Source organism: Salinicoccus halodurans (genome assembly GCF_900114445.1).
Classification (GTDB): domain Bacteria; phylum Bacillota; class Bacilli; order Staphylococcales; family Salinicoccaceae; genus Salinicoccus; species Salinicoccus halodurans.
Window position 1 is genome coordinate 208,280 of record NZ_FOTB01000002.1, and the last position, 23,082, is coordinate 231,361.

The window sequence follows — 23,082 nt, forward strand, 5'->3', positions numbered from 1 at the left end:
AATAAAATACCCTGGATTAAGGTGGCTTAATCCAGGGTGGCAACAGTTATTTCAGTTTTTTATACTCTTCAACCATGCGATTCACTGCCTCTTTGACGAACTTCGGATGGGTTGCGAGGTTCAGTCGGATGTAGCCTTCATAGTCCTCTCCGAACCATTCTCCATAGTCGACGGCGAGTTTGCATTTCTCCTGGACGAACGCTTTCGTATCTTCTGGGTCGAGGAAACCACGCAGATTGATCAACGGCAGGTATGTCCCTTCGAGCTTGGATACTTTCGCTTCCGGAATGTGTTCGGCAAACTGCTTTTTGATGTAATCGTAGTTCGACAGGATGACCGATCTCAGTCCATCGAGCCACGCTTCGCCTGTCTCATAGGCGGCTTCTGTTGCGATATGGCCGAGGATGTTCTTTTCGCTCTGGATGTGCTGGCCGGCATAATTGTCGAACTGCTGGCGCAAATCATCATTCTCTATGACGATGTTGGCGTGGAGCAGGCCGGGCAGGTTGAATGACTTGGAAGCGGCATTGACGAGCACGATGCGGTCGGTGTACTTGCCGCCTGCGACTACCGGTGCAGGTACATGTTTGTGTTCACCGTAGGCAAAGTCCTGATGGATCTCGTCGGCAATGACGAGTACATCGTGTTTTTCACAAATGGAGAGCATCTGCTCCAGTTCATCTTCTGTCCATACGCGTCCTGCCGGGTTATGCGGAGAGCATAGGATGAATAGTTTCACATCGTTCTCTTCGATCTGCTGCTCGAACAGGTCGAAGTCGAGTTCGAAGCGGCCATCATTGTCCGTCATATCCGCAGTCACGAGTTTGCGGTCGAGTTCTTTGATGACGTTGAAGAATGGATAGTAGACCGGTGGCGTGATGATGACTGCATCGCCTTCTTCCGTGTAGCAGTTCATGAACCAGTAGAGTGCCGATACCACACCCGTTGCCGGACGGCACCATTCCTTCTCCACCTTGTAGCCGAAATGCTTCTCCATCCAGCTGGAGTAGGTTTCATAGTAGGAATCCGGAATGAATGAATAGCCGTATGCCCCGTGCTGCACCCGTTCCGTCAATGCATCGATGACACCCTCCGGTGCCTTGAATTCCATATCCGCCACCCAGATTGGCAGCAGGTCCGGATCACCGAAACGTTCCTCCAGAAGATCCCACTTGGTTGAATTTGTGTTCCTGCGTTCCACATAATATTTATCGACAAAAGATTGTATGTCCAAAATCCATCGCTTCCTTCCATATGTAATCATAAAGGTATTATATCAGTCATGTGTGAAATAAAAAGCAGAGTAAGCGCATTTGATGCAATATTCTGGAGGTTATTTCATTGGAATGAGTGATATGTCAAAAAGACGAATGAGAAGCGGAAGAGAATTCCATGATTACACTGAGCGACGACCAGATTGAAAAAGAATACCGCATGCACCACACAATAACGGACATCAAAAACGTCCTGCAGGACTTGAAGGATGACGCGATCATCTTGGCCCTCCATACTTCCGGTGGACGCCAACAGCTCGATGCTGTAGATGCCATGCATCAGCACGGCATCTAAGATATCCATCATCAAGACCGTCTCCATCTTCCCGGTGAATAAAGACCTCCCGACGACGCAGGGGAACCTGCTCGTCACCGACCTGACGAAGGGTGAGCACAAGGCGACGATGGATACATCATATCTTACACGCCTCCGCACCGGTGCCATGACCGCCATCGCGACGGAAAGTTTTGCCCGGAAGGATGCGAAGACACTTTGTGCCATCGGCACGGGCAACATGGCCTTCGAGCAGGTGCTCGGTGTCGTTGAAGTGCGGGATATCGAAAGGATCTTACTCTACAACCGTATGAAGAAGAAAGCCGAAGGGTTCAAGAAAAGACTCGAGGCATTCGGGATCAGGGCAGACATCGAGGTTGTGGGCAATGCATCAAACGTCGTCACAAAGAGTGCCATCCTCAACTGTGCCACCCAGTCCACGGAAGCGGTATTCAACGGCAATGACCTGAAGCCCGGCACTCACATCAACGGCGTCGGTTCGTTCAAGCCCGTAATGAAGGAAATGGACGAAACGACGATCAAGCGCGTCAACCAGATCTATGCCGACGACCTCGAATCCGTCAGGGAGGAGGCCGGTGAGCTGATCCACGCGGTGGATGCCGGCATCATCAGCTGGGACGACATAAAAGGCGAACTCGTCGACATATTCGAACAGGACTACCAGAATGATGAGGAGATCATCCTCTACAAATGTGTCGACGCAGGGTACTTCGACCTGGCCGTTGCCGGCGGCGTCATGAAGATGTTTGGAGAGTAATCGGAGTAAAGAGTAAAAAGAAGCGAAATTAATTTCGTTTCTTTTTACTAAACTTTATTAGATAAAATAAGAGAATTCATCAAACTTTGTTTTCTATAACATTAGCTAATATATTCGAGATAACATTTGAGCGATCGTCAATTTGTTTTTTAGTGAAATTAACCATTCCATCTATATAATAAGTGGGTAAATTTTCATTGATTTTGTTTATCAGCTTAGTATCTACGCCGTTTTTCACTTCAGTAGTTAAGTCAGTTGCCAATTTTTTCGTGATATAGAAATTCACATCGTTTTTATAATGAGGGCTTTTCTCTTTAAATGATTTATTCCCTAAAGAGGAATTATCTGTAGTGTAAATCAATGTAAGGTTACCAACTCTATTAAGGTTTTGAGAAAATTCTTCTTGGTCTTGGAATCCAAGAGAATTATAATCTTCAATTGCTAACTTCTGTGACATAATATGCTCAATACTATATTTCTTGCCTTGAGTAGGATATATAGCCTCCACACTATTACAAAAATATGCCTCTAAAAATCTATAGAGGGATGTCGCTTTAGAATGTGTTTTACCATTTCTGTTTTCAAGTCTTTTGGTAGGAAGAATTTCCCTTACAGTGTGTGAATAAATGCTTATCTCCTCATCTATGAAACTTATTAGCTCATCAATTGGTTCTTTTAGCCTTTGGACTTCTGAGTACTTTTTAACCATACGTGGTATGAAAGCCTCCACCCTGTTAGTCTGTGTAAAACTGAATAATATAGAAGCTATAAACCTATTGATAGCGTCTACTAGTTTCATTTTATCATCATTACTTTTGATAAAATAAAATGGCATTAGCATTGCTTTCGCCTGTTCAACTCCTAGTATGTCGAAAAGGATTCTAAGTTGATAATGATTGCCAGTTTGATCTTTCATAAAATAATTGTATTCCTTCAACTCTATATGGGCATATACTTCAGAAACATCTTTCAATTTTTTGGAGAGATTTAAAAGTTCTTCTTTAGTAATACTATGTTGTTTTGATTTAAAATATTCAAATAGAGCGCTTTTCTTTTTATTTTCTCCATCGTAGGCAAGGATAAAGTTGGAAAGAAACTTTGAAGAAGAGAGCTTGTTTTTTCTTTTGTCTCTTTTAGCCGGCAACTCCAAGTTTTTATTGAACTGACTCCAGTTTTCTAGGAATTCTTGTTTTAATGATTCATTTTCTTCGTCTTTTGTCAGTATTTTAAGAAACATATTTTTTATGAGGTCTAAGGGTTCTAATGATCGGCCACGGTCATTTAAAACTTCAAATAATTGAAAGGCTTTACTTTCATTAGGAGCCAGCGTGCGTATTAAAAAGACATTGTCACTTAAATAATTTATTAGACGAATCACTTCCAATTCAGACATTTCTTCTAGTAATTCATTGATTCTTTGGTATACAGTGTAAATATTACGATCTGATACTCTTTCAGGTTCTTCGTTTTTTTCGTAATTATCTCTCATCAGTCGTCTGTAAAAATCACCGAAAGCCAAAGAATCATCGTGTTGAATTCTTAACGTAAGAAATTCACCTAGATCGCTCGTTACAGAATAACCTTTTTTTAGGTTAGCACTATAGTTGTACCATTGATCTCTATACTGTGTATCTCCACTCACTTTATCTTTAGCATAGACTTCTAAAGCTTTGAATAAAAGAGTGAGAGTAGTCAATCTTTGTTGTCCATCTATAACTACTTTCTCTTTGCCATTCCCAATTAGTACAATATTGCCAAGTAAATATCCAGTAAGATCTTTTGTTTCTTTAGTAAAATCAGAGGAATCTTCTTTAAAATCTTCAAACAATGATTCTATTTCTTCTTTCCCCCACACAAATTCTCTTTGAAAATCAGGAACTATATAAGTGTTATTTGTACTTGTAATAAGTTCAGAAATACTTTTGTGGGAAGATGATATTGTATTTTCAGCCATAATGAACCTCCGAGCATAGTTTTAATGATCAATATACACTATTTCTCATTTAAACTAAAGATCTCTAAAGGAAAGTATCTATAATCTTCGTTTGTCAAAATAATCTAGACAACTGATCTACAATCATGTAACTCATAAATACTTCCAACGGTGTCTGGTAGTTCAGAAACTTTCTGGGTATGTGGTTTCTCCTAGAGGCTGCTGAAGCAACCATCCCCTGATCCACTGCGTTAAGATCCATATGCTTGGGCAGCCCGTCTTTCCGAAGCAGTCCATTGGAATGCTCGTTCAATCCCCGCTGGGAGGGCGTACCCGGGTCGGCAAAGTAAATATCAATATCGTTTCGGTTACTCATTGACTGCCAATTTGAGAATTCCTTCCCACAGTCGAACGTAATGGACCTGAACAAATTCCTGGGGATTTGATGGAACCATGCATTGATGACTGTTTCGATATCCCGTGCGGTCCGGCCTTCGGGCTTGAGGGTAATGATCATTTTGACAGCCGTTCTACGAGTGTCACAACGGCACTTTTATGGTGGACACCGACAATGGTGTCCCCTTCCAGATGTCCAAATTCCTCTGTGAAGTCGGGATAGTCTCTCTTTGAGAGGTTTTCCGTCTGAAGGCCTGTCTCCCCCGGCGTTCCTTATGACCGTTTGGTTTTCTTTTGCCTTTCATTGGTAATGTGGAAACATCAAAGTCCTTACGCTTGAACATGCGGTACAATGTGCGGCCGGAACACTGAATCGAACGTTCACGCCGGCCGGCAATCACATCCGGCGTCCACCCCTGTGCGACTTTTTCTGCCACATATGTGTGCTGGTCCTCTGGCAGTCTCGTCCGTTTTCGGCCACAGCGCTGCTTGTTTGCCTTGTAGCGCTTATAGAAATCCAATGCGGTGTGGCCGTCTTTCAGAAAAGCGACTACATTGTGGACGGTCTGACGGGCCCGGTGAATCTGTTTTGAAATCTTTGATACAGAAGCATTCTGATGGAAATAAGATTCTATAATCACAAGTTCATCCGTGCTAAGATGGGTGTCGGGCATTCGTGATCACTCCTATGATTTCTTTGGTTGGAAATTCATTTTGAGTGTATCACGAGTGGCTTTTCTTATGTGTCTAGCTTAATTTTACAATCGGCGAGGCAAAAAATATAATAAAATCATTTCCTGAGAACCAAAAGGTTCTCAGTTTTTTTGGATGGTTTTTTCACACTGTGTGAAAAAACCATTGCTTTCTCTCAATTCATCATTTAGAATATATTTAACAGAATATTTTAAACTTTATTTGTTAGCGCTTTCTTAAATGATTATCAATTAAACAAAAGGAGATGGGTAGTTATGACAATTGCAGATCTGAAGCAGCGTGTTAATGAGTTCCTTGATGGTGAAATGGGATTGTATATAAATGGTGAGTATGTGCACCCTCAAAATGGTAAGACGTTTGATGTCTTGAATCCTGCGACTGAAGAGAGGATTGCGCAGGTAAGCGAGGCGGATGAGTCTGATATCGATAAGGCGGTCGCGTCTGCGAGGAAGGCCTTTTACGAAGGGGAATGGACGAAGATGGAGCCTGCTGAGCGGTCGCGTCTGATCTATAAATTTGCAGATCTTCTTGAGGAACACAGGGAGGAGCTGGCTCAGCTTGAGGCACTGGATAACGGCAAGGCATATCAGCAGGCTTTGGAAGATGATGTGGACGGTACGGTGCAGCATTTCCGCTATTATGCCGGATGGGCGACGAAGATTTCGGGCAAAACACCTAATGTTTCTCCGGATTATGTGACGTATACCGTTCATGAGCCCGTCGGGGTGGTCGGGCAGATCATTCCATGGAACTATCCTCTGGCGATGGCTGGATGGAAACTTGGTGCTGCACTGGCTGCGGGTTGTACCATTGTGCTTAAACCGGCATCTGAAACGCCATTGTCGATGCTGTATGCTGCGAAGTTATTCAAGGAAGCAGGATTCCCTGATGGTGTTGTGAATATTGTTCCAGGTGCGGGCAGTATCGCAGGTAATGCTCTGGTTACACATCCTCAAGTGGATAAAGTGGCATTTACGGGATCCACTAAAACAGGTGGTTCGATCATGAAGAAGGCAGCGGATGATATCAAGAGTGTAACACTGGAACTTGGCGGGAAATCTCCTGCCATCGTGCTTGAGGATGCAGATCTTGAGACAACGTTGGATGGCATCTTTGATGGAACAATGTATAACTCGGGTCAGAACTGCAGCGCAACAACGCGTATTTACGTCCACAGGAATCTATATGATGAAGTGCTTGAAGCTCTTAAGGAGAGAGCGGAGAAGACAGTTGTAGGACCGGGTCTCGATGATGATACGGAGATGGGACCATTGGTTTCTGAGAAACAGCTGGATACTGTCCTCGGCTACATTGAAAAAGGGAAAGAGGAAGGGGCAAGGCTGCTTACCGGTGGCGCCCGTAAGGGTGATAAAGGCTACTTCGTTGAACCGACAATCTTCGCGGATGTTGAAGATGATATGACGATTGCCAGGGAAGAAATCTTCGGGCCTGTAATGTCAGTGTTCGTATTTGATGAAGTCGATGAAGTGATCAGGCGTGCAAATGACAGTGAATACGGTCTCGCTGCAAGCGTATGGACGGAGAACATTAAAAAAGGCCATTACATCGCAAGCAAACTTGAGTCGGGTACTGTTTGGGTGAACGATTTTGGACTTGAACTGGAAACAATGCCTTTCGGCGGATATAAGAAATCCGGTATCGGCAGGGAAATGGGCGGAGATTATGGCATTTCCAACTATGTTGAAGTGAAGAGTGTATTTGTTAATATCAAACAGGACTAAAGTGTAAGAAGGTGCAATATGGATGATACGTTGGGCAGTGAACTGAAGAAAGTACGAAAGGGTAAAAGGATGACCCTGCAGGAATTGAGTGATAAGAGTGGTTTATCCATCAGTTTCCTGTCACAGGTAGAAAGAGGGCTCAGGACACTGACTTTTACGTCGCTCAGAAAAATCTCTGAAGCTCTGGAAGTGAATATTAATTTCTTTTTCGATAATGGTGGTACAAGCATCAAAAAGAAGATCAATAAGCAAAAAGCCGATTCCGGCAATTTTTCCTATACAAGTCTGGTAGGGCAGATGAAAAATCCGGATTTCACTCCAGCAATCATTGAGCTGAGTGCGGGAGAATCACAGAAAGTGCCGTATACGCACAGCGGTCAGGAATTTGTATATGTATTATCCGGGCAGCTGGAGGTTGAACTGGAAGGGACGAAAGAAACACTGTACGAGTATGAATCCATCCATATCGATTCCTCATTGGCCCATCACTGGTATAACGATACCAATGAGGTAACGGTATTGCTTTTGGTGTCATCTAATAATAACTGAGTATAAGATAAATAATGTACTCCTAAAATTAAATTGATTTAAAATTTAGGAGTACATTTTTTCATTTATTATTTTCACACACAGCAAATATTTTATTATGTTTGAATTATATGTAAAAATGTAAGCGATAACATTAAGGGGGGGTGATTATATTGAAAAGAAAATTTCTGTTCATTTTCGTATTGACATGCTTATTAATAATAATGAGTTCTTGCGCACCAACAAAGACAATACCTGAAGGCGAAACAAAAGTTTATAAGTGGAGGATGGTGACTCATCAAATTCCAGGTACCGCACGGTATGATGGAACAATATTACCGTTTGTAGAAGCAGTAAAAGAAATAACGAATGGAAGACTGATAATTGAACCATACGGTGCCGATATTCTTTTTCCTACAAATGACTCTTTCGATATGGTCAAAAATGGTGTGGTGGAGATGGGCGCAATCTATACTGGGTTCTGGACAGGTAAAGATCCTGTGTTTGCTTTAGGTGGTGGAACTATCCCTGGGGATCCCATTACAGGATTCGATGAACATTTTTATCGCTCAGATCAATTGGAACCCATTATGAATAAAGCTTATGAAAAATTTGGAATCAAAAATCTGGGAGCTTTCGATTACGCACCGCCGGAAATTCTCATTTCAAGAACGCCAATCGAAAGTATTGAGGACTTCAAAGGAAAAAATATTCGGGCAGCAGGAGTTGCTTCGCAATTTTATGGAGAATTAGGGGCATCGGCTATATCATTATCGGCTCCTGAAATATATACAGGATTGCAGCTGGGGACAGTAGACGCTGCTGAATACAATGATTTTCTAGTGAATGGCGAAATGGGATTGGATGAAGTTACAAAATATGTTATTGATCCTGCTATACATGTTGGACCGAGTACGGATAAAGAATTAATCGTTAATCCGAAGGCGTGGGAAGAGCTGCCGGAAGACCTGAAAGCTGCTGTCTATGTAGCGAGGGATAAAGTCAGATATGAATCAGCCATCGCGTATGGTGTGGAAAGTAAGAAAGCAGAAGCAGCGTGGAGGGATAATCCTGATATAGAATTCATAGAGTTGCCTGAAGAAGATATTAAGGAAATGAGAAAAATTGGTTTTGAATTAGTACTTGAATACAAAGAGGAGAGTGGATTGAGTAAGGAATATGTTGAAGAGTATGCGAGAGTTTTAAATGAACTAGGATATGTTGAAGAAGCAGAAACCCTAGGATACCAGGAATAGGTGGTGAGTAATCATGCGAAAAATTATTGCTGCTTTTGAAAACTTATCAAAAGTTTCTGGGAAAATTGCCAGTTTCATGGTTATTCCTCTCACCTTGGTGGTCATTTATACAGTTATTATGCGCAGGTTTTTCGGCAATTCACCTGATTGGGGATTTGAAGTTACTATTTTCATATTTGGAATTATGATTTTACTTATGGGTGCAGATACTTTGAGAACGAAAGGTCATATTACAGTAGATGTCATACAACCATTAATCAAAGGAAAAGCAAGTTTGATATTATCGACATTTGTGAACCTGCTTATAGTCATTACTTCTTTTTTCTTGCTGATTAAAGGCTTTGAACTTGCTATAGAATCAACACGAATTATGGAACATTCGGCTCATCAGACTTCGTTCAACCCACCTATTTGGTGGTTCAAGTGGTTTATACCAATCGGAGCTTTGTTATTGTGGCTGCAGTCATTGGTTGAACTATATAAACTTTGGTTTGAAGGGAGAGAATAATGATGGAATTGATATTTGAGTATTCTCCCTTGGGAATGTTTGTACTGTTGTTGATACTTTTATTTCTAGGTGTGCCGATTGCTTTTTCTTTAGCATTTACCGGAGTTATTTTCGCCTTGATCATGTGGGGATATGACAGTACCGCGCTTTTCACAAGCGGTGCGTGGAATATTATGAATAACTACACTTTGATTGCAATTCCATTATTTATTTTTATGTCGATTTTATTGGAAAAATCAAATATAATTGCGGACTTATTTGATTCTGTTTATAAATGGTCCGGACCGTTGCGTGGTGGACTTGCCATAACAGTAATTATTGTTGGTGCTATAGTCGGCGCGATATCAGGTGTAGTGGCTGCAGGAGTTATTGGTCTTGGCTTGATTGCTCTCCCTCAAATGATGAGATATAAATATGATGAAAAGCTCAGTCTCGGATCTATTATGGCAGGGGGGACTTTAGGACAGCTCATACCTCCAAGCTTGAACATGGTGGTCTATGGTGCAATGACGGGAGTATCAGTATCCAGTCTTTTTGCCGGCGGTCTGAGTGCAGGGATTATACTTATATCATTCTTTATAATATATATATTGTTTGTTGCATATAAGAAGCCAAATAGTGCACCTGCTTTAGCCAAAGAAGATAGAGCATCGATGAATGAAAAAATGAAATCAACCAAAAGTGTTATATTGCCGTTAATACTCATCATTTTAGTTTTAGGGTCTATATTCACTGGTATATCCACGCCCACCGAGGGCGCAGGTGTCGGTGTCATTGGGACGATTTTAATTGGCATTTTCACTCAAAGATTAAATTGGGAAAAAATAAAGAATTCAATGTTTGAATCTGGAAAAATGACTGGAATGGTGGCCTGGATTCTCATAGGTGCAGCAACATTCAGTGCCGTTTTCTCAGGAGTAGGTGGAAATCAGCTGGTTTCACAGCTTGCCTCCCAGGCACCTGGAGGGAAATGGGGAGTGCTAATATTTGCTATAGCATTTATCATACTTCTAGGAATGTTTTTAGAAACAATGGCTCTGATTATGCTCGCCGCTCCAATTATCACCCCGGTAATTGTAGAAGCTGGATTTGACCCATTATGGTGGGGTGTATTATTCATGCTAGTACTTCAAATGGCATTCTTGACACCACCTTTCGGTTTTGCAATATTCTACTTGAAAAGTGCCGTAGGGGAAAAAGTGAAGATTGGAAGGTTATATAATGCCACAATTCCATTTATCTTAATACAACTAATAGCAATCATCATCATTATATTATTACCGTTTACAGTAACATGGTTACCAAATTTAATAAGTCCATAATAATGAATAAACTTTTAAAACTATAAAAACTCTATGAAAAGGATGATAGAATATGAACAAACAGTTTGAAGGGGCATTCCCAGTACTGATCACACCGATGCATGAGGATTACAGCGTGAATTACGACGGAATGAAAGAGAACGTCCAGTATTATCTGGACCAGAAGGCGGCCGGCATTGTCATTGTCGGCAGCACCGGCGAGTTTGCTTCACTGGACGAGGCGGAGAAGAAACAGATCGTGGAGCTGGTGGGCCCGATGGTGAAGGATACCGATACGAAGCTTTTGGTGGGCATCGCCGACGAGCGGACAAGCAAGGTCATCGAGTATGCAAAGCACGCCGAAGACAATCATGCGGACGGCCTGCTGCTCATCAACTCCTTCTATCAGACGCCGACGGAAGAAGAGGCATTCCATCAGTTCAAGGATGTGAATGACCAGGTGACGAAACCGATCATGATGTACAACAATCCATTCACTGCAAATATCGATCTGGAAAATGAAACGATTTATAAGATTGATAAAGAACTCGATAAAGTGGAGTACATCAAGGAATCGAGCGGGGACATCCGCAAAGTCCGGGCCATCGCAGATAATACGGATCTTGTCCTGTTCTGCGGCTCGGATGACCTGGCATTCGAATCATTCGTGCAGGGGGCGACGGGCTGGGTGTCCGTGGCAGCCAACATCGCACCGAACAGTGCGGCCAAACTGTATGAGCTGGTGAAGGCCGGCAAGTACGATGAAGCGAAGGCGCTCAATAAAGATCTGCTGCCGCTGTGTGAATTCCTGGAGGACTCCGGCAAGTACGTCCAGATCGTCAAAAAGGCGATGGACCTGAAAGGTCTGAACGGCGGGCCTTCCAGAAAGCCGAGACTGGGTCTCGACGAAGAAGAGGTCAGTCAACTGAAATCACTGATGGAAAAACTGGATTAGGCAACCCACAGAGCACTATCCCCGTATGACGCATAGAGAAAGGAGTAGTCCGTTCCCCTTGGACTACTCCTTTAATTTTGGTTTAATTAAAAATCACTTGACACTAAGCTCTATGATCTGCAAGTCCCTCGGGAAGGTTGTCAGCAATTCCGCTTCTCCGTTTTCATTAATATAGACTTCCTCTTCGATGCGAACGCCGCCATATCCCGGGATATAGATGCCGGGCTCAATCGTGAACAACATGCCTTTCTCAGCAATATCTTCATTGAGGTGATGGATTGACGGGGCTTCATGGACTTCGATGCCGAGTCCGTGACCGACGCGGTTGTTGAAGTATTCACCGTATCCGTTTTCTTCGATGACGCTGCGTGCGGCGATATCGAATTCTTTTAATGGTACGCCTGCTTTGACTGCATCGACGCCCGCCTGGGTGGATGTTTTGACGATATTGTAGATCTCTTTTTGCGTGTCGGACGCTTCACCGATGATGAATGTCCGGGTGATGTCTGAACAATATCGGTCACGGGTGATGACCCCGAAATCGATAAGCAGGAAGTCACCATTCTGCAGTTTTCTGTCCCCGGGTGTACCGTGTGGCAGGGCCGCCTTTTCCCCTGCAAGGACCATAGTGGAGAATGAAGGTCCTCCTGCCCCGTATTTCTTCATAAGGTATTCGAATTCCGCCACTAGATCTGCTTCCGTCATCCCCTCTTTGATTGTTTTGAGTCCGTCTTCGAGCACTTTTTCAATGATGTTCACCGCTTCTTTCAAGCCCTCTATTTCCTCACGGCTTTTGAATGCCCGCTGATGATTAATGACAGGTTGGATATCGATGAATTCAGCATTTGGAAATGTTCCTTTCAATCCATTATGATGCGCTACAGTCGCTACGTTCATTTCGATGCCGATTTTCGCTGCTTTTTCTTTTATGTTGCTTTCAATGATTGTAAAAGGGTCCTGTTCATCGGATATCGGGATGATGAAATCCACCTTGGCGATACCCGCTGCAATCTCCTTGTCGAGTGCAGGCAGGAAAAGATAGGTTTCTTCAGATCCGGTATCGATGAAAAGCGACATATAACGCTCATGTGGGTCTGCATAAAATCCGGTCAGATAGTAGATGTTCGTCGGGTCGGTGATTACAGCCAGGTCAATTTCTAAGTTTTTGAATTGGGGAATTACTGTTTCTTTTCTAAATCCGTAATTGATTGTCATTGTATGCCTCCTGTTACCTTCATTCTATCAGGAGTACATAAAAATTCCATGCCATAAGTTTTTTGGGTGATTGGATAAAACTGGCACAGAATTTTCTTAATATATTAAAGAGAGGAGGAGAGGGATTATTGAATTTTAACAGGATGATAACTACGGTTGATATGCATGTTGCAGGGGAGCCATTGAGAATTATTACTGGCGGATTACCGGTAATAAAAGGGGAATCACAGCCTGAACGCCGGGCATACTGCATTGAACACTTGGACTACATACGTAAGTTTTTAATGCATGAACCCAGAGGTCATGATGGAATGTATGGATGCATCATCACCCCGCCGGCGCGTGAAGAATCGGATTTCGGTGTTCTTTTCATGCATAACGAAGGATGGAGCACAATGTGTGGTCATGGTGTTATTGCTGTTGTCACGATGGGAATTGAGACTGGCATGTTTGATATCAGCGAAGGCAACAGAAGATTTGTCATCGACAGCCCCGCCGGACAAGTGATTGCCCATGCAGAACATGATGGGAACAGCGTGGTTTCGGTCACTTTTGAGAATGTGCCGTCATTTGTTTTCCTGTCTGACATTGCTTTGAATATCAATGGTACTGAGTTGAAAGCAGATGTGTCTTTCGGCGGAGCTTTTTATGTGATTCTTAACAATAGTCTCTTGAATTTAACACAGGAAAAAAAGAATTTGCCAGATTTTAAAGATTGGGCTGCACGCATCAAAGAAGAGGCGGAGAAAAAATTTGATATACAACACCCTTTGCAGGAGGATCTTAAGGGTATTTATGGAGTTATTTTTTCAGAAGCCCTGAATGACAGGGAGTGGAAAAACATTACGATTTTTGCGCACCGGCAGTTGGACCGTTCACCATGCGGGACCGGGACCAGTGCAAAAGCCGTTCAGCTTTACTCAAAATTGGAGCTTGAGATGGGGGAGTCTTTTACACACAGGAGTATTACGGGGGGTGCCTTTGCAGGAGGATTGGTAAAGCCGGATAGAGTGGACGAGTATGATGCGGCAGTCACAACTGTATCCGGTACTGCACATATAATCGGTTTCAATCGTTTTGTACTGGAAACTGATGATGAGCTTCCTGAGGGATTTCTACTGGAGCAGTATATAAAGCGATAAATTTTTTTGGATTAATAAATCTGAATTTTCAAACAAAAGGGGAGTTAAAATGAATAGAAAACGTTGGTTGATGCTATTGATGCTTATTTCTCTTGTTAGTCTTCTCGCTGCTTGCTATGGCGGCGGGGGCAGTGATTCTTCTGGAGGGTCTGCTGAAAGTGATGAAAGCAGCGAAGGGTCTGAGACCGGTGAATCAGAAGGTGGTACGCTTCATATGGCAACACCGGGAGAACTACCTACAGTCCAGACGAATGGGAATCTGGATGGTCTTTCACAGACGGTAATGCTGAACATTTACGAAGGTTTGTTCAGATTGGATGAGAATAATGAATTGAGCGCAGGTATGGCCGAGGATTATGAGATGACAGAAAACGAAGATGGAAGTGTAACATATACATTTAATATTAGAGAAGATGCTGAATGGTCAAACGGTACACCAGTGACAGCACATGATTTTGTATACGGCTGGAAACGTGCCCTGGACCCGGAAACATTTTCACCTCATGCTTATCTGATGGCACCAATTACCAATGCAAATGAGATACAGGATCCAGAGCATGAATTATATGGACAAGTCGATGAATTGGGCGTTGAAGCGACGGATGATAAGACTCTGGTCGTTGAGTTGAACAATAATGTTCCATATTTCCTGGAACTATTGGCGAATCCGGTAATGTTCCCGCAAAATGAAGAATTTATCGCATCACAGGGAGACGATTATGGTCTGGAACCTGAAAATGTCATTTCGAATGGACCTTTCTTCCTTGATACCTGGACACATGACCAAGGATGGGTTCTGAGTAAGAATGAAGACTATTGGGATAGCGAAAATGTCAGTCTTGATGCAGTGGACTACAGAGTCGCAAAAGATGCATCGACCGAGGTGAATCTATACGAAACGGGTGACATTGATGTTGCTAACCTGACTTCAGAATTTGTTGATATGTATGCCGAGGATGAAGCATATACGACGAATATAAATACAGAAGTGTATTTTGTCAGATTCAATTTGCAGAACGAATTCCTGGCCAATGACAATATCAGAAAAGCATTGGATATGTCCTATGACAAAGCGGAAGCTGCAGAATCGATTTTGAAAAATGGTTCAATTCCTGCTTATTTCCTGGTTCCCGAGGATTTTGTAAGTAATGAACAAGGTGAAGGTTTCAGAGAGAAGCACGGTAACTTTAATATGACGGATATTGAAGAAGCCCAAAAGCTCTGGGAGCAGGGTTTGGAAGAGCTCGGCACAGATTCGATCACTCTGGAACTTCTCAGCTATGACGATGATCAAAGAAAGGCGATGGCAGAGTATATGAAAAATCAATGGGAGAACAACTTGCCGGGTCTGACAGTTGCCATCAACCAGCAGCCAAATAAACAGAAGCTCGATCTGGAAGGCAAACAGGATTATGATATGTCATTCTCGGGGTGGAGAAACGATATCAGCGATCCAGTTGAATTTTTGAATGTGCATCTGTCCGATGGACCATATAACTGGCAAGATTTCGCAAATGAAGAGTATGATGAGCTGGTAAAAAAAGCGCAGACAGATTTTTCAGACCTGGATCAGAGGTTTGCTGATATGCAGGAAGCAGAGCGTATTTTAATTGAACAGGAAACAGCTATTTCACCAATATATCAATCAGCAAATGCCAGACTGATTAACCCGTCGGTAAATAATTTTGTTGCACATCCAGATAACACATTCTCATTCAAGTGGGTGACTATGGAAGAGTAGCTGTGGAAGCAGTAGTCTTTTCAAAGATATCCAGGAGGTGTAACAGTGACACGGTATATATTGAGCAGATTAGGTTATATGATTTTTACTTTCCTGTTGATCGCTTCATTGACATTCTTTTTAATGCAAACATTACCAGGTTCACCATTCAATGATGAAAGATTGAGTGAAGCGCAGGAAAAAATATTAAATCAAAGGTATGGATTGGATGAACCTGTAGCAATGCAATATTTTAAGTATCTTGGAAATGTTCTGGTCGGAGAATTGGGAGTCTCCTTTCAATTCGACGGCCGTTCCGTGACCACTATCATTGGGGAGAGAATAGGTGTTTCGGCAATACTCGGAGCACAGGCCATGGGGCTTGGGCTGGTGCTCGGCGGTTTGCTCGGGATAATTGCGGCTGTAAGGCATAACACTTTCATGGATTATACAGCCATGATCATTGCAGTACTGGGGCTTTCAATACCCAATTTTGTTTTTGCTGGCTTGCTTCAATACTGGGTAGGTGTGAGACTGCAATGGCTGCCTGTCGCATTTTGGCAGGGTTTTGAATACTCGATTCTGCCTACCATCTCTCTTGCTGCTTTTGTAATGGCGACCATTGCAAGGTATATGCGTTCGGAAATGCTTGATGTACTTGGTCAGGACTACATTACAACTGCTCATGCAAAGGGTGTAGATAGATGGAAAGTAATCAGAAAACACGGCATTCGGAATGCCATGATTCCCATTATTACCATTGTCGGGCCACTTACGGTCTCACTTATGACCGGAACGCTTGTAGTGGAACAGATATTTAGTGTACCTGGACTTGGAGAACAGTTTGTCAACTCAATATTAACTAATGACTACCCGGTTATTATGGGTGTGACGTTATTCTTCAGTCTGTTATTCATTGCTGTGATATTTGTTGTCGATATACTGTATGGAATCGTTGATCCAAGAATTCGGCTTTCTGGAGGTGGACGAAATTAGTATCCCTGAACAGAAACTGACTGACGATCTATTTGAAGTGGAAAGACAATTGGATAAGGATGTTGAAGTCATTTCGCAAAAGCCTGTGAGTTATTTGGGAGATTCCTGGAAACGGCTGAAGAAAAACAGGGGAGCGATTATCGGACTGGTGCTGATTATCATAATAATATTTCTGGCACTTGCCGGTCCGTACATGAACTCCCATGAATTCGATGAACAGAATCTGAAAATCAGCAATCTGCCTCCAAAAGTGCCCGCGCTGGAACATGTTCCTTTTCTCGGACTGGATGGAAAAGATATTGAGGGGCAAGACACTTATGCAGTGAAAAATGTAGATGGATACTATTGGTTCGGAACAGATAACCTTGGCAGGGATGTTTGGACAAGGGTCTGGGAAGGAACACGCATCTCCCTTTATATTGCATTTCTCGCCGCACTTTTAGATTTGCTTATCGGTGTGACATACGGAAGTATATCAGCGTATTACGGCGGGAAAATTGATAATGTGATGCAGCGGATCATAGAAGTGCTGATCGGAGTCCCGAACCTTATTGTGATCATATTGCTCATTCTCGTACTGCAACCGGGGATAGTATCCATTACCTTGGCTATGGTAATAACTGGATGGGTAAACATGGCAAGAATTATAAGGGGACAGGTCCTTAAATTGAAGGGACAGGAATTCGTATTAGCTTCCAGGACTTTGGGAGCTGGAGATACGAGGTTGATATGGCGTCATCTGATACCGAATTCCATTGGACCGATTATCATTACCACGATGTTTACAATTCCAACAGCGATATTTACCGAGGCATTTCTCAGTTTCATTGGATTGGGACTGCAGCCACCAATAGCGTCTCTCGGAACCATCGTCAATGATGGATTTGAATTGATTCAGATCTATCCCCATATGCTGATGTTCTCATCAATCATCATCAGTCTGATTATGATTAGCTTTAACCTGCTGGGTGATGGTTTAAGAGATGCTTTTGATCCAAAAATGAGAAAGTAGAGTGATAGGTTTGGATAAAATTCTTTCCGTGAAAAATTTGAGTGTGTCATTTGATACTTACGCCGGCGTTGTACAGGCAGTTAGAAATGTCTCATTTGATCTCGATAAGGGGGAAACACTCGCCATTGTTGGTGAATCCGGATCGGGGAAATCAGTCATGTCCAAAAGTCTCATGGGGCTCATCCCACAGCCTCCTGGCAAAATTGACGGAGAATATATACAGTACAAAAATGAGAATATATTGAGTTTCAGCAAAGGAAAACTCAGGAAACTGAGGGGGTCAGAAATATCAATAGTCTTTCAGGATCCTATGACTTCTCTGAATCCAACGATGACTGTCAAAAATCAGATTATTGAAGGTATACTCACGCATAACAGGATTTCGAAGAAAAAAGCTGTGGCTAGAGCAATTGAACTTCTGGGACTCGTAGGGATACATGAACCGGAAAAAAGGATAAACCAGTACCCCCATCAATTTTCAGGAGGTATGCAGCAAAGGGTTGTGATTGCAATGGCATTGGCATGTGACCCTGAGATATTGATAGCTGATGAGCCGACCACCGCTTTAGACGTTACAGTACAGGCGCAGGTTATCGACCTGTTTAAAAAGATTCAGAAAGAGCGGGGAACATCAATTGTTTTCATCACTCATGATCTGGGCGTTGTGGCCAATATCGCGGACAGGGTTGCTGTCATGTATGCGGGTAAAATTGTAGAGATTGGTAAGGTTGAAGAGATATTTTACAATCCGAGCCACCCTTACACTAAGGGGCTGTTGAAAGCTATGCCGAATCTAAGGGATTCCAACAGCAGACTGATGTCCATTCCGGGTTCTCCCCCAAATCTTATGCACCCGCCGGCAGGGGACGCTTTTGCCCTGCGGAACAAAGCTCCGTTGAAAATTGATTTTCTATATCACCCTCCGATGTTCAAAGTTACGGATACACATGAGGCGGCCACGTGGCTGCTTCATGAAAAAGTAGGGCAGGAAGTGGAGAATGAGATCGAGGATATTCTGCTGACTGAAGAGGAAGAGAAGGAGTCCGTTGATCAAAAAGTACTGGGAAACAAACTTTTAGAAGTCACGGACCTGAAACAGCATTTCAATGCAGGACAAAATAATGAAGTGAGGGCAGTGGATGGTGTCAGTTTTGAAATATATGAAGGTGAGACCTTTGGACTTGTAGGAGAATCCGGTTGCGGTAAATCCACGACTGGAAGAAATTTGGTCAATTTATATGAAGCAACAGGAGGAGAAATATATTTCAAAGGTGAAAGGCTGGCAAAGAAAAATAAAGTGGAGCTGCATAAGCAGATACAGATGATTTTCCAGGATCCGTACTCATCATTGAATCCACGTTGGACAGTTGCTGACATCATTGCTGAGGGTATGGATATACACGGCTTATATAAGAGCGAAAAAGAAAGGCGGAAGAAGGTGGAGGATCTACTGGAAACGGTTGGGCTAAATCCTGAACATGCTACAAGATATCCGCATGAATTCAGCGGAGGTCAGAGACAGAGGATTGGCATTGCCCGAGCACTTGCTGTAGAGCCGGAATTTATAGTCGCTGACGAACCGATTTCTGCATTGGATGTTTCCATACAGGCCCAGGTCATCAACCTGTTAAATAAACTGCAAAAAGAACAAGGTCTGACATATCTCTTTATAGCACATGATCTGTCGATGGTTAAACACATTAGCGACAGAGTGGGGGTTATGTATCAAGGGAGAATGGTCGAGATTGCGCCAAGTGATGAGTTATATGAAAACCCATTGCATCCTTATACTCAATCGTTGCTTGGTGCTATACCCGTGCCAGACCCGAACAGTGAGAAAACGAGAAAGAAGTTTAAAGATGTTACATGGGAAAAGACAGGTGTCGAGGGAGAGATGAGAGAAGTATTTCCCGACCATTTTGTATCATGTACGGAGGAAGAACTTGAAATGTACAGAAAGAAAGGTGCTTTTGAATTAGTTGATAGTTAGGGAGTGGGATTGAATGACTGTGGCAAATAGAAGTATATTCTTCGTTTCTTTCAGTATGGCCATGATGGTTTTTATATTTTTATCATTTGATCTGCAAATTCCTGTCATGTTTCTTGATATCATTTTCATGGCTGGTCTGGTTTTATTCATAGCAGGAGGTTTCATATGGATGATAGGCAGAGGGGTTTATGACAGGATTTTCAAGAGTTTCAGAGACATTTTAAAACATAATTCCAAGCTGGAGATTTTTGTCGAAGAAAATGAAGTCAGAGCTCCAAATGTCGCAAGTGATAAAAAGAACAGGTCATTGGCACTGTATATTTTGGTCATAGGTATGCTTCTTGTTATATTTTCAACCATCCTATCTGCTTTTTGAATTCTGATGAAAACTAACTTAAAGGGGAAATTATTTTGGATAAAGTAGAAAAATTGGTGGATCAATTAGAGAGACATGATGTTGAAGCGATTATAATTTCAGGTCTTTGGAATATCCGTTACCTATCAGGGTTTACCGGTAGCAACGGTGTCATTCTGATTACCCGTGATGAAAAGCTGTTGATTACTGACTACCGGTATTTTGAGCAGGCTGGCCAGCAAACTGATTTTGAAATTGTACTTCATTCTGGACACACCGGTCACAAAGGAAAGATCTATGAAGAAGTTGCAAATCAGGTAAACAAAAGGACTATTAAAAAAACGGGGTTTGAAGAAAGACATCTCAGTTTTGGTCTGCAAAGATGGCTGGATGATATGGTTGAGGGGAAATTGGTACCTACCTATGACGTTGTAGAAAGTATCAGAATGATTAAATCGTCTGATGAAATTGAAAACATACGTGAAGCATGCAGGATTACTGATAAAGCTTATAAACACATTACAAAATTCATTAAATCCGGTCTGACTGAACTTGAAGTTGCTGAAGAATTGGGGCGTTTCATTAAATCCCAGGGAGGATATTCAACAGGTTTTCCGCCTATTGTCGCTTCCGGAGTAAGATCATCTCTGCCGCATGGCCGAGCTACTGATAAGGTGATTGAAAAAGGTGAAATGGTCACTATAGATTTCGGTGCATGTTTTGAAGGGTACTGGGCGGATATTTCCAGAACCGTATCCATAGGGGAGCCTTCGGAAAAAATGAAAGAGATACAGGAGATTGTTCTGAAATCATTTAATAATTGTGTAGAAAATATAAGGCCTGGCATGCAGGATACTGAAGTCGACCATCTTATGAGGGAACATTTGATTGAAACAGGTTATAATGAGCAATCTGGTACCGGCACAGGACATGGAATCGGACTGGAAGTTCACGAAAAACCTCTCTTCTCTGTTCAAAAAGATAAAGTATTGGAAAAAGATATGACCATCAGTGTGGAACCGGGGATATACCTTCCAGGTATAGGCGGAGCACGGGTGGAGGATGTTTTACTGATCACTGATAGGGGTTGTGAAGTGCTTACACCTTCTACTAAAGAACTAATTATAATTGAAGAATAAGAGAAGATCCCACTTAATCATTTGTATTAAGTGGGACTTTCTTTATACATTTTCTTTTCCAAGATCCTTCCACATCGCCTCCACTGTCTCTCTTCCGTGGATCAGGTCTTTGTGGAATTTCACTTTTGCGTTCTTTCTTTCATTGTTGATGCTTGCAAGTGTGCATATGGCTGCTTCTTCGTCCCCGAGTATCCGGTGGGCTGCGAGCTGTCCCTGGTACATGGCGACTTTGGCGTTTTCTATGCCGGTTACGTTGCCTGCGACATATAGATCCGGGAGTTCTGTTTCCATCATCTCACTGTGAAGCGGGACATACCCGCCGAGGGGTTCTGAATATACGTGCCTGAGGTCGAGCAAAGATCCGATTTCACTGAGCGGGGCGAGTCCGTCTGATATGCAGACGAAGTCGCACTGGATTTCTCGTTTCCTGCCAACGGGCCTGCCTTTAGAATCGGTCTTCTGCATTGTAACTGACTCCACTTTCTCTGTACCGTTTATACGGATGATCTTCTCCTTGATTGAGATTGGAAGCCCCATGGCTTTGACGCCGCCTTTAGGGAACAGTTTCAATGCTGCGGGATGAAGCGGCTTTACTCTGCCGGCCACTCTCGTTCCGAATGAAATGAACTTTGAAGGGGCGGAATTGCCGAGTGAGACAAGTGTTTCGAATGCGTCTTTAGGTGTCTGGTCGTTGATCTTATTTTTCGGCGGCAGGCAGATTTTCGCAACTTCGATATCCGTATAGCCGAGCTCCATGGCGATGACCATGGATAATGGATTGATGCCGATGATGACGCCTTTATTACCCGGTTTGACCCGGCTGAAATTGGTGAGCACCTGGGCGGCGCCGACGGTCATGACACCGGGCAGATCCCAGCCGGGGAGGGGTGTGGATTTCTCCCGTGCGCCGGTGGCGATGATCAGTGATCTGGACTTGAAGACGCCTGCTGTCGTATAGACGGTATAAATGTCATCAAGTTCCACATTGTACACGGAGGTGCTCAGCCGGATTTCACTCTTTCCCTCTGTCTCCATGATCAGCCGGCGGGCGATTTCAAGCCCGTTCCACCATCTGCCTTTTTCTTCTTCGTAGAGCTGGCCGAGGAGCCGGCCGCCTGCATGGAAGTATTCATCCAGAACCAGCACTTTCTGACTTTCCTGCAGTATTTTTGCGGCACTCAGCCCGGCCGGTCCTGCACCGATGATGATCGTATCAAACATGGCTGTCATCTCCTTTCACCAGATGTGGCAGTTCTGTCTGCTGTTTGACACTCATGCCTTCTTTCACTGGTGTCAGGCATGCTCTCTGGTTCTTTTCTCCGCCGATGGTGACGCGACACTCGGAACAGTGGCCGATGTTGCAGTAGAGGCCTCTCGGTTTGCCGTCCTTTTCATGGGTTCTGAGTGTTCTTATGCCGTTGGCGAGCAGGGCGGCTGTCAGGCTTTCCCCCTCCACACCGTAAATGGTTTCTCCGTTCCATTTGAAAGGGACAAATTCGTGCCGGATGGCCCCTAGTATTTTATGATTCAGTATCCGTTCTGTCATGATTCGCCCTCCCCTGAGAGTTCTTTCAATGAAATGGTCCGGATTGGCGGCTGTGATTTCAGATGCACATAGCCGGGAGACGCGTCATTCTGATCCCCTGTCAGCTTTTCGAGGAACGGCCCGCATGTACGCGAACCGCAGAATCCCATGCCTGCCCGTGATTTCAATTTGAGTTCCCTTGAATTATTCGTTCCGTTCTCCATTATATTTATAAGATCTGAATAATAGACATTTTCACATCTGCATACGACAAAATCGTCTTCCTGCCTCATATGGAACACCTCTTTTTCCCTTTTATCAATCAGTAA

21 protein-coding genes and 1 pseudogene are annotated in these 23,082 nt (G+C 43.2%); 15 read left to right on the forward strand and 7 right to left on the reverse strand.

What is annotated here, in order from left to right; translation table 11 throughout:
• Window positions 1–46 precede the first annotated feature (46 nt).
• Window positions 47–1,234 carry a MalY/PatB family protein gene (locus tag BM271_RS05365; RefSeq protein WP_143544906.1) on the reverse strand — a complete coding sequence of 396 codons (1,188 nt, stop codon included), beginning with the start codon at window positions 1,232–1,234 and terminating at the stop codon, window positions 47–49.
• A gap of 158 nt (window positions 1,235–1,392) precedes the next feature.
• Here BM271_RS05365 and BM271_RS14480 point away from each other — a divergent pair, with 158 nt between their 5' ends.
• Together BM271_RS14480 and BM271_RS05370 are read left to right on the forward strand one after the other, a co-directional pair.
• Window positions 1,393–1,569, forward strand: a complete 177-nt coding sequence (locus BM271_RS14480) for a hypothetical protein (RefSeq protein WP_234960446.1) — start codon at window positions 1,393–1,395, stop codon at window positions 1,567–1,569.
• Entirely contained in the window at window positions 1,544–2,326 is a 783-nt protein-coding gene (locus BM271_RS05370; protein WP_234960448.1) for an ornithine cyclodeaminase family protein, read from the forward strand. The genes BM271_RS14480 and BM271_RS05370 overlap by 26 nt, the downstream gene beginning before the upstream one ends.
• A 79-nt stretch (window positions 2,327–2,405) precedes the next feature.
• Here BM271_RS05370 and BM271_RS05375 read toward each other — a convergent pair whose 3' ends face one another.
• Together BM271_RS05375 and BM271_RS14075 are read right to left on the reverse strand one after the other, a co-directional pair.
• Entirely contained in the window at window positions 2,406–4,280 is a 1,875-nt protein-coding gene (locus BM271_RS05375; protein WP_046791145.1) for a DUF262 domain-containing protein, read from the reverse strand.
• A gap of 94 nt (window positions 4,281–4,374) precedes the next feature.
• Window positions 4,375–5,329 (reverse strand): annotated as a pseudogene (locus BM271_RS14075) (IS30 family transposase).
• A gap of 294 nt (window positions 5,330–5,623) precedes the next feature.
• Here BM271_RS14075 and BM271_RS05390 point away from each other — a divergent pair.
• The 6 genes from BM271_RS05390 (at window position 5,624) to BM271_RS05415 (ending at window position 11,659) form a co-directional block, all read left to right on the forward strand.
• Window positions 5,624–7,111 (forward strand): aldehyde dehydrogenase family protein, encoded by a 1,488-nt coding sequence (locus BM271_RS05390; RefSeq protein ID WP_046791144.1) that lies wholly within the window; start codon window positions 5,624–5,626, stop codon window positions 7,109–7,111.
• 18 nt (window positions 7,112–7,129) lie between these two features.
• The gene (locus tag BM271_RS05395; protein ID WP_046791143.1) at window positions 7,130–7,660 is read left to right on the forward strand and encodes a helix-turn-helix domain-containing protein; all 531 of its coding nucleotides are present in this window, start codon (window positions 7,130–7,132) and stop codon (window positions 7,658–7,660) included.
• Between the two features lie 152 nt (window positions 7,661–7,812).
• Entirely contained in the window at window positions 7,813–8,895 is a 1,083-nt protein-coding gene (dctP, locus tag BM271_RS05400) for a TRAP transporter substrate-binding protein DctP (protein ID WP_082103702.1), read from the forward strand.
• A gap of 13 nt (window positions 8,896–8,908) precedes the next feature.
• Window positions 8,909–9,403 (forward strand): TRAP transporter small permease subunit, encoded by a 495-nt coding sequence (locus BM271_RS05405; RefSeq protein ID WP_046791141.1) that lies wholly within the window; start codon window positions 8,909–8,911, stop codon window positions 9,401–9,403.
• The gene (locus BM271_RS05410; protein WP_234960450.1) at window positions 9,403–10,725 is read left to right on the forward strand and encodes a TRAP transporter large permease; all 1,323 of its coding nucleotides are present in this window, start codon (window positions 9,403–9,405) and stop codon (window positions 10,723–10,725) included. The genes BM271_RS05405 and BM271_RS05410 overlap by 1 nt, the downstream gene beginning before the upstream one ends.
• Before the next feature lie 52 nt (window positions 10,726–10,777).
• Window positions 10,778–11,659: a dihydrodipicolinate synthase family protein gene (locus BM271_RS05415; protein WP_046791140.1), complete on the forward strand. Its 882-nt coding sequence runs from the start codon at window positions 10,778–10,780 to the stop codon at window positions 11,657–11,659.
• A 93-nt stretch (window positions 11,660–11,752) separates the two neighbouring features.
• Here BM271_RS05415 and BM271_RS05420 read toward each other — a convergent pair whose 3' ends face one another.
• A complete protein-coding gene (locus tag BM271_RS05420; RefSeq protein WP_046791139.1) occupies window positions 11,753–12,874 on the reverse strand; it encodes a M24 family metallopeptidase in 1,122 nt (373 codons plus the stop codon).
• A gap of 143 nt (window positions 12,875–13,017) precedes the next feature.
• Between BM271_RS05420 and BM271_RS05425 the strand changes: the two genes are divergently transcribed.
• From BM271_RS05425 to BM271_RS05455, 7 genes are read left to right on the forward strand one after another with little or no spacing between them, the layout of a single operon-like run.
• Window positions 13,018–14,016: a proline racemase family protein gene (locus tag BM271_RS05425; RefSeq protein WP_046791591.1), complete on the forward strand. Its 999-nt coding sequence runs from the start codon at window positions 13,018–13,020 to the stop codon at window positions 14,014–14,016.
• Between the two features lie 49 nt (window positions 14,017–14,065).
• Window positions 14,066–15,757, forward strand: coding sequence for a peptide ABC transporter substrate-binding protein (locus tag BM271_RS05430; RefSeq protein WP_046791138.1), 1,692 nt, complete (start codon window positions 14,066–14,068; stop codon window positions 15,755–15,757).
• 45 nt (window positions 15,758–15,802) lie between these two features.
• Window positions 15,803–16,732 carry an oligopeptide ABC transporter permease gene (gene opp3b, locus BM271_RS05435; protein ID WP_046791137.1) on the forward strand — a complete coding sequence of 310 codons (930 nt, stop codon included), beginning with the start codon at window positions 15,803–15,805 and terminating at the stop codon, window positions 16,730–16,732.
• The gene (gene opp3C / locus BM271_RS05440) at window positions 16,683–17,744 is read left to right on the forward strand and encodes an oligopeptide ABC transporter permease (protein ID WP_082103701.1); all 1,062 of its coding nucleotides are present in this window, start codon (window positions 16,683–16,685) and stop codon (window positions 17,742–17,744) included. The genes opp3b and opp3C overlap by 50 nt, the downstream gene beginning before the upstream one ends.
• A 10-nt stretch (window positions 17,745–17,754) precedes the next feature.
• The gene (locus BM271_RS14605; RefSeq protein ID WP_074924548.1) at window positions 17,755–19,734 is read left to right on the forward strand and encodes an ABC transporter ATP-binding protein; all 1,980 of its coding nucleotides are present in this window, start codon (window positions 17,755–17,757) and stop codon (window positions 19,732–19,734) included.
• A gap of 13 nt (window positions 19,735–19,747) precedes the next feature.
• Window positions 19,748–20,110, forward strand: coding sequence for a DUF3899 domain-containing protein (locus tag BM271_RS05450; protein ID WP_046791136.1), 363 nt, complete (start codon window positions 19,748–19,750; stop codon window positions 20,108–20,110).
• 35 nt (window positions 20,111–20,145) lie between these two features.
• Entirely contained in the window at window positions 20,146–21,228 is a 1,083-nt protein-coding gene (locus tag BM271_RS05455; protein WP_046791135.1) for a M24 family metallopeptidase, read from the forward strand.
• A gap of 42 nt (window positions 21,229–21,270) precedes the next feature.
• On the opposite strand, the gene BM271_RS05460 is transcribed toward BM271_RS05455, so the two are convergent.
• Genes BM271_RS05460 through BM271_RS05470 form a run of 3 tightly spaced genes read right to left on the reverse strand, consistent with a single transcriptional unit; the run spans window position 21,271 to window position 23,046 of the window.
• A complete protein-coding gene (locus BM271_RS05460) occupies window positions 21,271–22,449 on the reverse strand; it encodes an NAD(P)/FAD-dependent oxidoreductase (RefSeq protein WP_046791134.1) in 1,179 nt (392 codons plus the stop codon).
• Window positions 22,442–22,774, reverse strand: a complete 333-nt coding sequence (locus BM271_RS05465) for a (2Fe-2S)-binding protein (RefSeq protein WP_046513621.1) — start codon at window positions 22,772–22,774, stop codon at window positions 22,442–22,444. Before BM271_RS05465 ends, BM271_RS05460 begins: the two co-directional genes overlap by 8 nt.
• Window positions 22,771–23,046 (reverse strand): (2Fe-2S)-binding protein, encoded by a 276-nt coding sequence (locus BM271_RS05470; RefSeq protein ID WP_046514337.1) that lies wholly within the window; start codon window positions 23,044–23,046, stop codon window positions 22,771–22,773. The genes BM271_RS05465 and BM271_RS05470 overlap by 4 nt, the downstream gene beginning before the upstream one ends.
• Window positions 23,047–23,082 lie beyond the last annotated feature (36 nt).

Coding starts and splice junctions, on each gene's coding strand:
- opp3C (WP_082103701.1), top strand. CDS start 16,683: ATGGAATCGTTGATCCAAGAATTCGGCTTTCTGGAGGTGGACGAAATT.
- BM271_RS05460 (WP_046791134.1), bottom strand. CDS start 22,449: ATGTTTGATACGATCATCATCGGTGCAGGACCGGCCGGGCTGAGTGCC.
- BM271_RS05415 (WP_046791140.1), top strand. CDS start 10,778: ATGAACAAACAGTTTGAAGGGGCATTCCCAGTACTGATCACACCGATG.
- BM271_RS05370 (WP_234960448.1), top strand. CDS start 1,544: ATGCCATGCATCAGCACGGCATCTAAGATATCCATCATCAAGACCGTC.
- BM271_RS05405 (WP_046791141.1), top strand. CDS start 8,909: ATGCGAAAAATTATTGCTGCTTTTGAAAACTTATCAAAAGTTTCTGGG.
- BM271_RS05430 (WP_046791138.1), top strand. CDS start 14,066: ATGAATAGAAAACGTTGGTTGATGCTATTGATGCTTATTTCTCTTGTT.
- BM271_RS05375 (WP_046791145.1), bottom strand. CDS start 4,280: ATGGCTGAAAATACAATATCATCTTCCCACAAAAGTATTTCTGAACTT.
- BM271_RS05450 (WP_046791136.1), top strand. CDS start 19,748: ATGACTGTGGCAAATAGAAGTATATTCTTCGTTTCTTTCAGTATGGCC.
- BM271_RS05425 (WP_046791591.1), top strand. CDS start 13,018: ATGATAACTACGGTTGATATGCATGTTGCAGGGGAGCCATTGAGAATT.
- BM271_RS05420 (WP_046791139.1), bottom strand. CDS start 12,874: ATGACAATCAATTACGGATTTAGAAAAGAAACAGTAATTCCCCAATTC.
- BM271_RS05470 (WP_046514337.1), bottom strand. CDS start 23,046: ATGAGGCAGGAAGACGATTTTGTCGTATGCAGATGTGAAAATGTCTAT.
- BM271_RS05410 (WP_234960450.1), top strand. CDS start 9,403: ATGATGGAATTGATATTTGAGTATTCTCCCTTGGGAATGTTTGTACTG.
- BM271_RS14480 (WP_234960446.1), top strand. CDS start 1,393: ATGATTACACTGAGCGACGACCAGATTGAAAAAGAATACCGCATGCAC.
- BM271_RS05390 (WP_046791144.1), top strand. CDS start 5,624: ATGACAATTGCAGATCTGAAGCAGCGTGTTAATGAGTTCCTTGATGGT.
- BM271_RS05465 (WP_046513621.1), bottom strand. CDS start 22,774: ATGACAGAACGGATACTGAATCATAAAATACTAGGGGCCATCCGGCAC.
- BM271_RS05395 (WP_046791143.1), top strand. CDS start 7,130: ATGGATGATACGTTGGGCAGTGAACTGAAGAAAGTACGAAAGGGTAAA.